12 protein-coding genes and 1 pseudogene are annotated in these 15,138 nt (G+C 73.2%); 10 read left to right on the top strand and 3 right to left on the bottom strand.

Translation table 11 applies throughout. The features are described 5' to 3' along the window. The first annotated feature begins 226 nt into the window (after positions 1–226). The 6 genes and pseudogenes from BUS84_RS09380 to BUS84_RS09365 all read left to right on the top strand — a co-directional run bounded on the left by BUS84_RS09380 (position 227) and on the right by BUS84_RS09365 (position 4,226). On the top strand, positions 227–838 hold the full coding sequence (locus BUS84_RS09380) for a DUF6230 family protein (protein WP_074310581.1): 612 nt from the start codon (positions 227–229) through the stop codon (positions 836–838). An 82-nt stretch (positions 839–920) separates the two neighbouring features. Further along, positions 921–1,400, top strand: coding sequence for a DUF6114 domain-containing protein (locus tag BUS84_RS37415; RefSeq protein ID WP_143728306.1), 480 nt, complete (start codon positions 921–923; stop codon positions 1,398–1,400). Between the two features lie 107 nt (positions 1,401–1,507). Beyond that, a complete protein-coding gene (locus BUS84_RS37410; RefSeq protein ID WP_143728305.1) occupies positions 1,508–2,152 on the top strand; it encodes a hypothetical protein in 645 nt (214 codons plus the stop codon). Positions 2,153–2,332: 180 nt separating this feature from the next. Then, on the top strand, positions 2,333–2,491 hold the full coding sequence (locus tag BUS84_RS38185; protein WP_159451003.1) for a hypothetical protein: 159 nt from the start codon (positions 2,333–2,335) through the stop codon (positions 2,489–2,491). Positions 2,492–2,617: 126 nt separating this feature from the next. Next, a pseudogene (locus BUS84_RS09370) lies at positions 2,618–2,896 on the top strand (YciI family protein); the annotation flags it as partial. Between the two features lie 121 nt (positions 2,897–3,017). Next, positions 3,018–4,226, top strand: a complete 1,209-nt coding sequence (locus tag BUS84_RS09365) for an RNA polymerase sigma factor (protein ID WP_074310579.1) — start codon at positions 3,018–3,020, stop codon at positions 4,224–4,226. Positions 4,227–4,262: 36 nt separating this feature from the next. Here BUS84_RS09365 and BUS84_RS09360 read toward each other — a convergent pair whose 3' ends face one another. Beyond that, on the bottom strand, positions 4,263–6,047 hold the full coding sequence (locus BUS84_RS09360) for an N-acetylglutaminylglutamine amidotransferase (protein ID WP_074310577.1): 1,785 nt from the start codon (positions 6,045–6,047) through the stop codon (positions 4,263–4,265). Positions 6,048–6,238: 191 nt separating this feature from the next. Further along, positions 6,239–6,667, bottom strand: coding sequence for a MarR family winged helix-turn-helix transcriptional regulator (locus tag BUS84_RS09355; protein WP_074310575.1), 429 nt, complete (start codon positions 6,665–6,667; stop codon positions 6,239–6,241). A 79-nt stretch (positions 6,668–6,746) separates the two neighbouring features. On the opposite strand from BUS84_RS09355, the gene BUS84_RS09350 reads away from it, so the two are divergent. Further along, complete coding sequence (locus BUS84_RS09350; RefSeq protein ID WP_074310573.1) at positions 6,747–8,540, top strand: ABC transporter ATP-binding protein; 1,794 nt, start codon at positions 6,747–6,749, stop codon at positions 8,538–8,540. 46 nt (positions 8,541–8,586) lie between these two features. Here the strand turns inward: BUS84_RS09350 and BUS84_RS09345 are convergent, their stop codons facing one another. Then, positions 8,587–9,327, bottom strand: coding sequence for a TetR family transcriptional regulator (locus BUS84_RS09345; RefSeq protein ID WP_074310571.1), 741 nt, complete (start codon positions 9,325–9,327; stop codon positions 8,587–8,589). 110 nt (positions 9,328–9,437) lie between these two features. Here BUS84_RS09345 and BUS84_RS09340 point away from each other — a divergent pair, with 110 nt between their 5' ends. The 3 genes from BUS84_RS09340 to BUS84_RS09330 all read left to right on the top strand — a co-directional run bounded on the left by BUS84_RS09340 (position 9,438) and on the right by BUS84_RS09330 (position 15,131). Beyond that, entirely contained in the window at positions 9,438–10,373 is a 936-nt protein-coding gene (locus BUS84_RS09340) for an ABC transporter ATP-binding protein (RefSeq protein WP_074310569.1), read from the top strand. Continuing rightward, positions 10,370–11,995, top strand: coding sequence for an ABC transporter permease (locus BUS84_RS09335; RefSeq protein ID WP_074310567.1), 1,626 nt, complete (start codon positions 10,370–10,372; stop codon positions 11,993–11,995). Before BUS84_RS09340 ends, BUS84_RS09335 begins: the two co-directional genes overlap by 4 nt. A gap of 70 nt (positions 11,996–12,065) precedes the next feature. Then, the gene (locus tag BUS84_RS09330; RefSeq protein WP_159451002.1) at positions 12,066–15,131 is read left to right on the top strand and encodes an NACHT domain-containing protein; all 3,066 of its coding nucleotides are present in this window, start codon (positions 12,066–12,068) and stop codon (positions 15,129–15,131) included. The last annotated feature ends 7 nt before the right edge of the window (positions 15,132–15,138 follow it).

Genomic DNA, 15,138 nt, shown 5'->3' with positions numbered 1-15,138 from the left:
CGTGTTTGTCCGCCACGTCTGGTGCCGGATGTTGCCCGCACATATGTCGGCGGCAATGAATAGGACACCGGTCATCGTGCCGTGTTAGCGTCGGCAAATAAGGGCGCTATGACGTGCGTCGCGCCCGGTCGCCCGGTCGTCCCTACTGGGCAGCGGGTAACGACCCGCGGTTCGAGCCGTCGCATTCTTCCCACACCCGGCGCGACATCCACCCTGAGGAGGAATCGTGCAGGATCGGATCGACAACCCGGGTCACACCCGGTGGCGGCGCTCCGCCGCACTGCTGGTTCCGGTGGTCGTGGTCGCGGGCGCCATCGTGCTCGGCATGGCCCACGGCGCGGTCGCAGCCTCGTTCGCCGTCTCCGGCCAGACGTTCAAGGTGTCCGCGTCGGAGCTGCAGGGCACCGGCTTCGTCCAGTACGGAGGCGTTGCCCGGGAGGTGGACGGCAAGGAACACCCGGTTGCGGTCACCGGGATCCGCGAGGCGCGACTCTACGACCTCTGTCAGTCGGTGAAGACGCCCGGCCTCCCCGTGGTGCTCACCATCAACGCCGGCGGCGGCGGTAGACCCGCCACCGCGAGCGACCTCCTGATCGACGCTGAGTCGCTCGAGGGTGACGTCGTGTTCAAGAACGTCAACATCGGGCAGGACGCGTCGACCCTGCAAGGCGGTCCGGACGGTGCGCAGGGTCCCCGGAAGGGCTTCGGTCAGCAGGCCGACGTGGTGACGATCAAAAACCTTCGTCAGGTGGCCCGCTCCACCCAGGCCGGGACGTTCAACCTGACGGGTCTGCGGCTGAAGGTCAACCTGGGCGCCGCGGCGAAGGAATGCTTCTGAGCTGACCACCGGAGTCCGCGGGAGGGCTTCGCGGCTTTCCGTGCCGGCCCTCAAATTTCCCTTCCCCGGCAGGAGGCCATGCGTGACGACCGCCGAACCGCAAACTGCCGGGTCCACCCGGTTCCGCGACACGCTGGGCGGCTTCCGATTCTGGCGGCGGACCCGTCCGTTCTGGGGTGGCCTGCTCACCGCACTGGCCGGTCTGGAGATCTTCGGCACGACCCAGATGTCGCTCGGTGGTCTGGCATTTCAGCTGGGTCCGACCGGCTTTCTGTCCTGGTTGATCCCCGCCATTCTGGTGACCTGCGGGATGTTGATGTGGTTCAAGCCGCAACACCGGATCCTCTACGCGGTGGTCGCGGCGGTTACCGCACTCTTCTCCCTGATCGGGGTGAACCTCGGCGGCTTCTTCATCGGGCTGCTGCTGGGCGCGTTCGGCAGCGCCCTCGGCTTCGGCTGGATGCCGGACACCCACCGGACCGTCCGGTCCGATGACCAGCCGGCTGACGACACCGCGCGCACGCCGCCGAGGGCAGGCGGCCCGCGCTCCTCGACGAGTTGATGACCGGCCGGGACGGCACCGGGCGGGGTGGGTCGCCGCCGGTGTCCACGGTCCACGGGGTGCGCGTCGCGCGCCGTGGTTCTCGGCGGTCCGGGCGACCGGAGCCGATGCCCTGGCACACCGACCTGCGGATCGCCACGGTGCTGCTGGGTATCTCCGCCGCCGTTGCCCTGGCGGCGCCCGGCCCGGGCCGGGCGTCCGGTCCCGACACCCCGACGCTGGACGGACCCACCTGTCCGACCATCGACTGCACTCCGGGGCCGCCACGGACCCCCACCGGCGGCGCCGAGGCCAGGAAGCCGTTGCCCCTGATTTCGCCTGAGCCTGGACAGCCGGTGGTGGCGGTGACGCCGTCACGCTGGACCGGGTCGCGGGTGACCCTGACCGGGCTCCGGGTCGAGGGGATCGTCAAGCTGCCCACAGCGGACGGCACGGTCACGACGTTGAAGTTCAAGCTGGACCGCGCGGTCACCGACGATCTCCTGCTCGACGCACCCGCCCCGGCGGGCCGGATGCTGCCCCTGCGCACCAGTGAGCTGACGCTCGACGGGAACGTTGCCTTCTACGCCACCAGGTTGGTCGGAAAGCTTCTCGACAACAAGATCATACTTGCCCCGGACCTGCCGCTCCCGGACGGCATCCCGCTCGCGTCAGCCGTCCCGATCACGGTCACCGAGCCGGCGATCGACACGGTCTTCGTCGACAGTGACACGCTGACCGCGCGGTCGACGCTGAAGCTCACCCCGAACTGACCGCGCCACCGGCCCGCCCACGATCCGACCCGGATGCCCCCGGCCACGTCCCCGGCATACCCCAACCGTCGGGCATATGACTCCCCGACGCGGCCCCGCGATGATCGCGCTTCGGCCGATCTGGCATCGACGGTCCTTCACCGAGCGCACCGGTCGTGGGACCCGTCAGCGGAGGCGGGCGTGCCACTCTTTCTCCTGAGCTACGCCGAAGAGGACAACCGCAACGGTCAGGCGCAGGCGTTCTTCGGCGATCTCAGCGAGGCGGTGGCCGGACTGGCCGGGGTCCGCTGGCACGAGGCCCGGTTCATCGACGGGCAGATGCTGCTGGGCACCACCTGAACGGACGCGCTGGCCGACGCTCTCGTCGGGCTGCCCCGCGACCTCGGCAGACGCGGGCGGCGCGGACGACGGTCGAACCTTTTCCGGGCGGCCTGTCGATCTGGCCGCCGGCCGTTCGTGTGGAGGATGAGAGGTCGGCGACGGGCCGGCCGCCCGCGAGGAGGAACGATGACTCTGTACCTGCTCAGCATCCACCAGCCACAGGGTGAGCTGCCGCCCGAGCCGGAATTCCTGGCCGGCGTGATGCGCCAGCTCGGCGAGTTGCGCGACGAGCTGACGGCCACCGGGTCATGGGTCTTCGGGCAGGGCCTGCACGGCCCGGACTCCGCCACCGTCCTGCGCCCCCGCGACGGCGACGTGCTGGTCACCGACGGGCCGTTCGTCGAGGGCAAGGAGCACCTGGGCGGCATCACCATCATCGACGTGCCGGACCTGGACGTCGCCCTGGACTGGGGCCGGCGCTACGCGCTGGCCACCACACTCCGATCGAGGTCCGCCCGTTCCAGGGTGGGGCCGGCGACTGACCATGGAGGACGCGGAGGCGGTGTTCCGCGCGGAGTACGGCCGCGCGGTCGCCGTCCTGGTCCGCCTCCTCGGCGACATCGACCTCGCCGAGGAGGCCGTCCAGGACGCCTTCACCATCGCGCTCCGACGGTGGCCGCAGACCGGACCACCGCCCAGCCCGGCCGGCTGGATCATCACCACCGCCAGAAACCGGGCCATCGACCGGCTGCGCCGGGAAGCGTCCCGGGCCGACCGGCACGCCCAGGCGGCCCTGCTGTACGCCGCCGACCCACCCGCCGAGGAGGCGCCGGTGCGCGACGACCGGCTACGTCTGATCTTCACCTGCTGCCATCCGGCGCTCGCCCCGGCCGCCCGGGTCGCGCTCACCCTCCGCCTGCTCGGCGGGCTCAGCACCGCCGAGATCGCCCGAGCCTTCCTGGTGCCCGAGCCGACGATGGCGCAGCGGCTCGTTCGGGCCAAGTCGAAGATTCGCGACGCGCGGATCCCGTACCGCGTGCCGCGCGACGCCGACCTGCCCGACCGGCTGCACGCCGTGCTCGCGGTGCTCTACCTGATCTTCAACGAGGGGTACACGGCCAGCGCCGGGCGGCGACTGGTCCGCGCGGAACTCTGCGCCGAGGCGGTCCGGCTGACCCGGCTGCTGGTCGAGCTGATGCCGGACGAGCCGGAGGCGCTCGGCCTGCTCGCGCTGATGCTGCTCACCGAGTCCCGCCGGGACGCGCGGACCACTCCCGACGGCGACCTCGTTCCGCTGCCCCGGCAGGACCGGGCCCGGTGGGACGCCGCGCTGGTCGCCGAGGGACAGTCGCTGGTCCGCCGCTGCCTGCGCCGCGACCAGCCGGGGCCGTACCTGATCCAGGCCGCGATCGCCGCCGTGCACAGCGCCGCGCCCCGCGCCGTCGACACCGACTGGGACCAGATCCTCCAGCTGTACGACGAGCTGCTGGCGGTGGCCCCCGGCCCGGTGGTGGCGCTGAACCGGGCGGTCGCGCTCGCCGAGGTGGCCGGGCCCGCGATGGCGCTGGCCGAGGTGGACCGCCTCGACCTGGACGGTTACCACGTGCGGCACGCCGTCCGCGCCGACCTGCTGGCGCGGCTCGGCCGGGGCGAGGAGGCCGCCGTCGCGTACCGGACGGCAGCCGCACTGACGGACAACGCGGCGGAACAGACCTTCCTCACCGGGCGGGCGGCGGCCGTGGCGCTGGAGTGACGTGCCGGGCCGGCCGACGGTGCGGCGTTCGCCTGCTCAGCGGATGTCGTGCGTCTGAAGCCAGAGTTCCAGCAGCCCGAGCTGCCACAGCTTGTTGCTGCCGGCCGCCGCCTCGGCCCGGTCCGGTTCGGCGAGCAGCCGTGCCACGTAGTCCCGGCGAAACAGCTCCCGCTCCCGCGCCGCCGGCGCCTGCAACGCCTCGGCCACCAGCTCGCGCACCGGCCCGTCCACGTTGCGCAGCGCCGGCACCGGGAAGTAGCCCTTCGGCCGGTCGATGACCTCGGCCGGCAGCACCTCGCGGGCCACCTCCTTCAGCACGCCCTTGCCACCCTGGGCCACCTTGTGCTCCGGCGGGCAGTGCGCGGCCAGGGTGACCAGGTCCTGGTCGAGGAAGGGGGTGCGCACCTCCAGGCCCCACGCCATGCTCATGTTGTCCACCCGCTTGACCGGGTCGTCGGGCAGCATCACGTGGGTGTCCAGGCGCAGCACCGCGTCCAGCGCGGTCTGCGCACCGGGTGCGGCGAGGTGCTCGGTCAGCAGGTCGCGGCTGGCGTCGCGGTCCAGCGCGTACGCCGGACCGACGATCTGGCGCAGTTCGTCGTGGCCGCGGTCGAAGAACGCGGCGGCGAACGTCTCGGCGGCGCCGTGCCGGGGCACCTCGGTCAGGGGGTGGTGGTAGCCGTAGCCGGCGAACACCTCGTCGGCGCCCTGCCCGGACTGGGCCACCTTCACGTGCTGGGCCACCTGCTCGGAGAGCAGGTGGAAGGCGACGACGTCGTGGCTGCCCATCGGTTCGGCCATCGCCAGGACGGCGCGCCGCACGGCGGGCACCAGGTCGTCGTTGGACAGGCGGATCCGGTCGTGGTCGGTGTCGTACGCGCGGGCCACCAGGTCGGAGTAGTGGAACTCGTCGCCGGATTCGCCGCCGCGGCTGTCGAAGCCGATGCTGAACGTGCGCAGGTGCCGCTGGCCGGCCTCGGCGAGCAGCGCCACGATGAGGCTGGAGTCCAGCCCGCCGGAGAGCAGCACCCCGACCGGCACGTCGGCGACCAGCCGGCGGCGTACCGCCGTGCGCAGCGCGTCCCCGATGGCGGCCCGCCAGTCGGCGGCGTCCATCCCGGCGTCGGCCGGTTCCCGCACGTAGTCCGGCCGCCAGTACACCTCCTCCCGGCTGCGCCCGTCCGCCTCGATCACCCGCAGGGTGGCCGGCGGCAGCTTGCGCACGCCGCGCAGCACGGTCCGCGGCGCGGGCACGATGGAGTGCCAGGACAGGTAGTGGTGCAGCGCCACCGGGTCGATGCTGGTGTCCACGTCGCCGGCGCGCAGCAACGCGGGCAGGGTGGAGGCGAACCGCAGCCGCCCGGGGGTCTCGGCGAGGTAGAGCGGTTTGATGCCGAGCCGGTCGCGGACCAGCACCAGCCGCCGCCGGGCCCGGTCGACGAGCCCGATCGCGAACATGCCGACCAGGTGGTCGACGAAGCGGTCACCCCAGTGCGCGTACGCCACCAGGATCACCTCAGTGTCGCTGGTGGAGTGGAAGGCGTACCCGGCGTGGGTGAGTTCCTCGCGCAGCTCGGGATAGTTGTAGATGCAGCCGTTGAAGACCAGTGCCAGGCCCAGGTCGTCGCGCACCATCGGCTGGCCGCCCGCGTCGGACAGGTCGATGATGGTCAGCCGGCGGTGCCCGAGCGTCACCCAGCCGTCGGTGAACAGCCCCTCGCCGTCCGGGCCCCGCGACCGCATCGCCTCGGCCATCCGGGTGACCGCCGCCGCGTCGGGCGGTCGGCCGTCGAATCGGGCCTCCCCGCTGATCCCGCACATCAGGCGGGTTGGTGAGTCAGATGGGACACCAGCGGCACGGCCATCCTCCTGTCACCTCGCCCGGCCCGTCACGGCCGGTCCTGCCGACCGGACGGGCCGCGCTGGCTACCCGGGCGCTGAGTGGGCAAACCCGGTGTTAGGAAGGGCCCTTTCTATGCACCAGCCGTTAGCAATGTGCCCTTCCTTGCTTGTCAGCCGAGCAGGGTACGCAGGATGCGGGCCAGCTGGTCGCGGTCGGCGTCGTCCAGGTGGCCGAAGAAGCGGTCGGCCTCGGCCCGGCGGGCGGCGCGGATGGCGGCGCTGACGCGGTTGCCCTCCTCGGTGAGGGCGACCAGGGTCGCCCGCCGGTCGGCCGGGTCGGGTCGGCGTTCGACGAGCCCTCGGGCCTGGAGGTCGTCGACGACCTCGGTGGCGGAGCGGGGCGCGATGCGCAGGTGCTCGGCGATGGTGCCGGGGCGCAGTTCACCGTGCCGGGCCAGCACCCCGAGCGCCCGGGACTGGCTGGGGGTGACGTCCCACGGCGCCAGCGACTCCCGCGCCTGCCGGCGTAGTCGCCCGGCCACCGCCCAGAACGTCTCCGCCAGGCTCTCGTCGTCGCCGTCCGCCGTGCGCTCGGTCACGGGGAATACGGTAGCAGGGGATGCGGTTGCTACCTCATGATGAGGTAACCTCAGCAATACCGACGAGAGGCAGTGCCCCTTGGAACCGACCCCCACCCGCCGCGACCGCGGCCCCCGCACCGTCAGCGCCGACGAGAAGGCCCAGGCCCGCCAGGTGTCACTGCGCCGCATCGGCCGCCTGTTCACCGCCCACCGGCCCGCACTGGCCGCCGTGACCGCGATCATCGTGGCCTCCTCGATCATCGCGATGGCCACCCCGTTCCTGCTGCGCGCCGTCATCGACCGGGCGCTGCCGCAGGGCGACGTGACCCTGCTGGTCTGGCTGGTCCTCGGCATGGTCGCGGTGGCCGCGGTGACCGCCGCCCTCGGCGTCATCCAGACCTGGATCTCCACCCGCGTCGGGCAGCAGATCATGCACCGGCTGCGCACCGACGTCTTCAGCCACCTCCAGCGGCAGTCGCTGGGCTTCTTCACCCGGACCCGCACCGGCGAGGTGCAGTCCCGCATCACCAACGACATCGGCGGCATGCAGTCGGTGGTCACCTCGACCGCCACCGCCGTCGCGGCCAACCTCACCACCGTAATCGCCACCGCCGTCGCGATGGTCGCGCTCTCCTGGCAGCTCTCCCTGGTCTCGCTGGTGGTGCTGCCGCCGGCGATCTGGCTGACCCGCCGGGTCGCCCGGATGCGCCGGGAGATCACCGCCCAACGCCAGCGGGAGCTCGCCGACCTCAACGTCACCGTGGAGGAAGGGCTGTCGATCAGCGGCGTCCAACTGGCCAAGACCCTCGGCACCGGGCCCGCGCTGATCGACCGGTTCACCGCCTCGTCGGCCCGCCTGGTCGACCTGGAACTGCGTAGCGAACTGGCCGGTCGCTGGCGGATGGCCTCGATGAGCATCATCTTCGCCGCCGTACCGGCGGTCATCTACCTCGCCGCCGGCCTGCCCGGCACCGCCGGCACGCTGAGCATCGGCACCCTGGTCGCCTTCACCGCGTTGCAGGGCGGCCTGTTCCGTCCGCTGATGGGCCTGCTCAACGTGGGCGTGTCGCTGACCGCCTCACTGGCGCTGTTCGCCCGGATCTTCGAATACCTCGACCTTCCGGTCGACGTGGCCGACCCCGCCGAGCCGGTCCGCCTCGACCCCGCGCAGGTGCGCGGCCACCTGCGCCTGGAGGACGTCACCTTCGGCTACCCGGGCAGCGACACCGCCGCCCTCGCCGGGGTCACCCTGGACGTGCCCGCCGGCACCAGCCTCGCCCTGGTCGGCGAGACCGGCTCCGGCAAGAGCACCCTCGCCGGGCTCGTCAGCCGGCTGCACGACCCGACCGCCGGCCGGGTCACCATCGACGGGATCGACCTGCGCGACCTGCGTCTGGCCGACCTGGCCTCGATCGTCGGCGTGGTCAGCCAGGAGACGTACCTGCTGCACACCACCGTCCGGGAGAACCTGCGCTACGCCCGGCCGGACGCCACCGACGCGGAGATCGAGGACGCCGCCCGCGCCGCCCAGATCCACGACCTGATCGCCGGCCTTCCCGACGGGTACGACACCGTGGTGGGCTCGCGCGGCCACCGGTTCTCCGGCGGCGAGAAGCAGCGGCTGGCCATCGCCCGCACGCTGCTGCGCGACCCGCGCATCCTGGTCCTCGACGAGGCCACCAGCGCGCTGGACACCGAGACCGAACGGGCCGTGCAGCGGGCGTTCGACGTGCTGGCCGAGGGGCGCACCACGATCACCATCGCGCACCGGCTCTCCACCGTTCGCGATGCCGACCAGATCGCGGTGCTCGACCACGGCCGGATCGTCGAGGCCGGCACCCACGACAGCCTGCTGCACCGCAACGGCCGCTACGCCACCCTGGCCGCCTGACCGTCGGGTTCACCACCGTCTCGAAACCGTCGCTAAATCCGTCTCATTATTGCTCGTCCAGGTGGCGGTAGACGGTGGCCCGTGAGACGCCCAGGGTGGCGGCGATGGCGTCCACCGAGTGGGTGCCCGCCGCGTGCATCCGCCGGGCCGCCTCGACCTGCTCCCGGCCCAGCGCCCGCGGTCGCCCCGGTCGCCGCCGACGCTCACCCGCCGCGACGCCGGGGGTGCCGGCGGTCGGGGCCGGCGGCGCCGCCAGCAGGCGGCGTACGCCGTCGAGCATGTCGGCGCGCAGCACCTCGTCCGGCACGTCGGTGAAGAACACGACGGGGTCGCTGCACGCGGCGACCGCCTGCACCGCCCGGACCCGCTCCCGGCGCCCGGCGGCCGGTCCGGCGATGAGGTCGTTGGCCCGCATCGCGATCCTCATCAACCGGTGGTACGTGTCGTTCCGACCGACCAACGCGATGTCGTGGAAGAGCATGCCGAGCGGCCGACGGTGGGCCAGTATGGTGTCCACCCAGCCCTCCAGCACCGTCCACCGGGCCTGCTCGGTGGGCTGCTCCTGGGCCGCGTCGAGCAGCGCCTCCAGGTCGGCCAGCAGCGGCTCGACCAGTGCCGCGAGCAGGTGCTCCTTGGCCGGGAAGTGGTACAGGATCGCGGCCTTGGTCAGCCGCAGCCGCTCGCCGATCTGGCGCAGCGAGGTGCGCTGGTAGCCCTGTTCGGCGAAGAGGTCGAGCGCGGCGCGCAGGATCCGGGTGCGGGTGTCGTCCGCGGGATCGGCGGTCATGCCGGCCAGCCTAGCCCGCGTCCTGACCGGTGGCTGACGTCAGCGTTGATTGTGCTGACCGTCGGTCAGTACAGTGGGGACGGTCGACGCATCCAACGGCTGGAGGGGCGATGCCCGTCATCTCGATCGACAACCTGGTCAAGACCTTCGGCGGCATCCGGGCACTCGACGGGCTCGACCTGCGGGTCGAGGCGGGGGAGGTGCACGGCTTCCTCGGGCCCAACGGTTCCGGGAAGTCCACCACCATCCGGATCCTGCTCGGGCTGCTCCGCCGCGACTCCGGCGAGGCGCGGGTGCTCGGCGCCGACCCCTGGCGCGACGCGGTGCGCCTGCACCGCCGGTTGGCGTACGTGCCGGGCGACGTCAACCTCTGGCCGAACCTCTCCGGCGGGGAGGCGATCGACCTGCTCGGTGAGCTGCGCGGCGGCCTCGACCGGCGTCGCCGCGACGAGCTGCTGCAACGCTTCGATCTGGACCCCACCCGCGGGTGCCGCACGTACTCAAAGGGCAACCGGCAGAAGGTCGCCATCGTCGCCGCCTTCTCCTCCAACGTGGAGCTGTACGTGCTCGACGAGCCGACCTCCGGCCTCGACCCCCTCATGGAGGCGGTGTTCCAGGACGAGGTGCGGCGAATCAAGCAGGCCGGCGCCACCGTGCTGCTCTCCAGCCACGTGCTCGCCGAGGTCGAGGCGCTCTGCGACCGGGTCAGCATCATCCGCGAGGGTCGCACCGTCGAGTCCGGCAGCCTCGCCGAGCTGCGCCACCTCACCCGCACGGCGGTGACCGTCGAGACGGCCCGCCCGGTGACCGGCCTGGACGCGCTGCCGGGCGTGCACGACGTGCGCGAGGTCGACGGGCGTACCCACCTGGAGGTCGAGCCGGCGCACCTCGACGAGCTGCTCGGCCAGCTCATCCGCTTCGGCGTCCGCGCGCTGACGAGCACCCCGCCCACCCTGGAGCAGCTGTTCCTGCGGCACTACGGCGACGAGCGCGTCACCGCCGACGACTCCGGGTCGGCGGAGGCCCAGCGGGCCGGTGCCCGGTGACCGCCTTCACCGGCACCCGCCGGCTGGCCCGGCTCGTGCTGCGCCGCGACCGGATCCGCCTGGCGATCTGGGTGCTCGGCACGCCCCTGCTCGGCTATGCCCTCGCCGGGAGCGTCGCCGGCATCTATCCCGACGAGGCGGCCCGTCAGGGCTACGCGACCACGTCAGCGTCCAGCCTGGTCGCCCGGGCCTTCAACGGCCCCATCGCCGGCCCCGACGTCGGTGCCGTGGTGGTCGCCGAGACGTACGTGACGCTGGCCCTGATCGTCGCGCTGCTGAGCACCTTCGCGGTGACCCGGCACACCCGGCAGAACGAGGAGACCGGCCGCGCCGAGCTGCTCGGCGCCTCCGTGGTCGGCCGGTACGCGCCGCTCACCGCCGCGCTGCTGGTCGTGGTCGCGGCGAACGTGGCGGCCGCGGCGCTGCTCGCCGTCGCACTGGCCGGCGCGGGCCTGCCACTGGCCGGCTCCGTCGCGGCAGCCGGCGCGGTCGGCGGCGTCGGGGTGGCCTTCACCGGCGTCACCGCGGTCACCGCGCAGGTCTCCGTCACCTCCCGGGGCGCCAACGCGCTCGCCGCCGCCGTCGTCGGGCTCTCCTTCGTGCTGCGCGCCGCCGGCGACGTGCTCGGCGACACCAGCGTCGACGGCACCCGGGTGGAGAGCGCCTGGCCCTCCTGGCTCTCCCCGCTCGGCTGGGGCAACCAGGTGCGGGCCTTCGGCGGGGAACGTTGGTGGGTGCTCGCCCTGCCCGTCGCACTGCTGCTCGCCGGGGTGGCGCTGGCGTCCGCCCTTGCGGAGCGGCGGGACCAGGGCGCCGGGCTGGTCGCACCCCGGCGCAAGCCCGCGACCGGTGCGGCGTGGCTGCTCAGCCCGGCTGGGCTGGCCTGGCGGATGCAGCGCGGCACGCTGCTCGGCTGGGCGGTCGGGATCGCCGTGCTCGGCGTTTCGATGGGCGTCGCCGCCGACGAGTTCAACGCCATGATCGAGCAGAATCCGGCCGCCGCCGAGGCGATCAACGCGATGGGCGGCGGAGCCGACCTGGTCGACGCGTACCTGGCCGCGATGCTCGGGCTCTTCGCCCTGACCATCGGGGCGTACGTGGTGCAGGCCCTGCTCCGGGTACGCGGCGACGAAGCCGACGGGGTGCTGGAGGCCGCCCTCGTCACCGCCGTGAGCCGGACCCGATGGCTCGGCACCCAGGTCCTCGCCGCGGCGCTCGGCGCGCTCGCCCTGCTGCTGCTCGCCGGCCTGACCACCGGGCTCGGCTACGGCCTGGTCACCGGCGACCCGTTCGGCGAGGCCATCGCGCTGGGCGGCGCCGCGCTGCTGCGGCTGCCGGCCCTGCTCGTTGTGGCCGGGGGGGTGACCGCGCTCTTCGGCCTGCTGCCCCGCCGGTCGGTGGTGCTCTCCTGGACGGCGCTGCTGGTCTTCCTGCTCCTCGGGCAGCTCGGCGCGGTGCTGGACCTGCCACAGGCCGCGCTCAACGTCTCGCCGTACACCCATGTGCCGTCCGTGCCCGCGGTCGACCCGGCGGTGCTGCCGCTGGTGGTGCTCGCCGGGGTGGCGGCGGCGCTGCTCGCCGTCGGCGTCGCCGGATTCCGTCACCGCGACGTCCCGAGCTGATCGGCCGCGACCGGGCAGCGCCGACCCCGGCGGGGTGTCCCCGCGTGCAGCAGTGGATCACAATCAGGTGGTGCGGCGTCCGATGTGGAAGTGGGGCCTGCTGACCGTCGTCGCCGCACTGGCGGCCGGCGGGACAGGCTGGGTCTGGCTGCGCTACGACTTCGAGAAGGTCAACTGGGCCTGGGGCGTCATCGCCGGGTTCGTCGCCGTCTACGTCGTCCTGGACCAGGTCTTCACCAACCGGCCGGCGGCGTCCACGGCGCTCGTCACGCACCGACGTGCCGTTGCGGACCAGCTCGCCGATCTGGTCCGCCGCGACCCCAGCGACGACACGGTGCTCCGCGCCGTCGATGAGCCGTACCCGCTGCCCGTGCGCTGGTCCACCGCGCCGGCCCGCCTGTTGCCGTCCTGGCGGGCGATCGGCCGCTCCAGCGACGCAGTCCCGCTGGACCTGTCCGGCCGCGACGGCGCGCTTTGGACCCGATACCGCAGCATCCCGTCCGGACGGCTGCTCCTGCTCGGCAGCGCCGGTTCCGGGAAGTCGATCACCGCCTTGCGAATGGCCCGGGAGCTGCCGGCGCACCGCGAGCCCGACACCCCCGTCCCGGTGCCGATACCGGTCGCGTCATGGGACCCCGACCGGGAGGGCTTCACCGACTGGCTGGTCGACCGAATCGCCCGGCGGTACCCGCAGCTCGCCGCCGAGCACCCCCACCCGGAGGCGGTGCTACGCGACCTCGTCGAGGCGGGCCTGTTGGTGCCCGTCCTGGACGGCCTGGACGAGATGCCCGAGCAGCGGTTGGTCTCCTGCCTAGAGCAGTTGAACGCCCTGGCCACCCAGCGGTTCGTGCTCACCTGTCGATCATCGGTGTACGAGCGCTACCTCACTCAGGGACAGAAGCTGCGCGGCACTGCCGTCGTGGTGCTGGAACCGCTGAGCCCCGCCGAGGTGGCCGACTACCTGGTCGACGCGGCCCCGTATCACCAGGCGAACAACTGGTGCACCGTAGCCGCCACCATCGGGGACGACACCGAACTGACCGGCGTACTGTCCACACCGCTGATGGTGGCGATGGCGCGCAGCGCCTTCGACCAGCCCGGCACCGACCCGCGCGACCTCGTCCCGCTGGCCCGGGAGCAGGGTCGCCGGTCGGTGGAGGACGACCTGCTGACCCGGGCCGTCGATGCCGCACTGCGCTCCGGGCGGGGCGGCCAGGGGCTACGCCGGTGGGAGCCGGACACGTCCCGGCGGTACCTCGCCTTCCTCGCCGCGCACCTGGAATCACTCGACCAGCGCGAGTTCCGCTGGTGGCAGTTGCCCGCCGCGCTGCCCGGTCCGTTCTGGGCGATCTTCGACGGCCTGCGCAGCGGGCTGGCCGTTTGGGTGGCACTCTCGTACGCCCATGACGCGCTCACCGAGACCGCCGCGCTCGTCAGCGACATCGGCACGCGCCACCTGCTGAACGCGATCGCCCGCAATGTCGACGGCCTGGCCGTCGCGGCCTTCCTGCTGGCCGTGTGCGCCGCGCTGCTGCGCGGTCGCACGGCGCGGGACACGCCTCGTCGGGTGCTGTTCGTCGGCGGCCGGCGGGCACTGCGGTACGGGCTGATCGCCGGCCTGGTCGGGGGCGCGTTCTGGGCGTTCGCCACCCTGACCCTGCTGTCGACCGTCACCCCGTCGCCGGAGCTGGTCGGGTTGCTGGACGGAGTGCCGGGCCTGCCGGCGTGGTCCGACCCGGTGCGCGGCGCGGTGGTGGTCGGTGTCCTCTTCTGGACGTACAGCGCCGTCACGGCCGGCCTGCGGGTCGACGTCGCCGCTCCCGCCGCCGAGCTGGGTGCCACCAGCGCGGCGGAAACCATCGACGCGGACCGTGCGGCGAGCGTCGCGTCGGCTCTCACCACCGTCGCCACCGCAGTCCTGCGCCTGCTCGTCGCCGTGGCGGTGCTTCGGTTGGGCGGGCTGCTGCCGGCCGCGCCGCCGATGACGTCGCTGGCGTACGCCGGAATGGGTCTGGGGCTGGCCTGGTGGCTGCACCGGCGCGGCGGTGCCGCCTGGATCCGGTTCACGGTGGGGAAGGCCGTGCTCGCCGCAAAAGGACGCATCCCCTTCCAGCTGCTGGCGTTCCTGGCCTACGCGGAGTCGGTCGGCCTGCTGCGACACGGCGCCGGCGCGTACCGGTTCCGGCACGGCCGCCTGCAGAGTCGGCTGGCCGCCGGGTCGCTGACCGGGCGGCGGGGCAGCCGGCTGCGGGAGGAGTTCGGCATCGAGCTGGCCCGCGCCGGCTACTGGACCGAGGCGCTGGGCGCCTTCGCCGCCGTCGCACGGGCCAGGGCGGAGAGCATCGGGTCGGTCGATCGCCTGACCGTGGCGGCGCTGCGCAAGGCACTGCTGGCCGGGGCCGCCGCCGGGCAGTGGACCCGGCTCGCGGACCTGCTGGCGCTGATGCCCGCACCGACCACACCCAGCACCACCACGCCGGTGTCCGCGCAGCGTGAGCGGATCGCCCGGCTGCTCACCGCCAACGCGCCGCTTCCCGAGCTGCGGGCCGCCGCCGAGCAACTGCGCCACCTTGAGGACGACGACACGCGAACGGATCGCGGCACCGACGAGTTCCTGGCGGCCCTGCACTTCGCCGAAGGCGACACCGACGCGGCGCGGACCCTGCTGGGCCGGTTGCTCGCCAGCGGCAGCGCCGGCGACGGCGCCGGCCGATCCGTGCCCCTTGCGGCCGGGCTGCTGGCCCGCCTCCTTCTCGACGACGGCGACCCCGAGGCCGCCGTCGTCGTCTGCCACCACGAGCTGTTGCTCACCGACCAGGCTCCCGACCGCGCCGACCTCGTGCTGCTGCAGACGTGGAACTGGTCGGTCCAGGTGCTGCGCCGGGTCACCGACGAACCGGGCGAGGTGCTGCGGCGGGTCCGCGCCGCGCTCGTCGAGCAACGCGAGCGGCGTTTCGCGCTGACCCGGCGGGAGCTGGCGGAGATCGGGCTGCAGGCTTGCCATGCGTCCGTCGGGCACGCGACGCTCGGGCCGCTCGCGGTGGCGGCCAGCCGGCGACTGGTCGGCGTCCTCGCCGACCCCGAGATCGTGGTACGGACCGCCCGGCGCAGCGCACCGATGTGGCACGCCGGCTAGAGGTGGT

Origin of the sequence: Micromonospora cremea, assembly GCF_900143515.1 — a bacterium.
In the GTDB taxonomy this organism is placed as follows: Bacteria; Actinomycetota; Actinomycetes; order Mycobacteriales; family Micromonosporaceae; genus Micromonospora; species Micromonospora cremea.
Note: the sequence above shows the minus strand (reverse complement) of the source record. Positions and strands in the feature narration are given on the sequence as shown.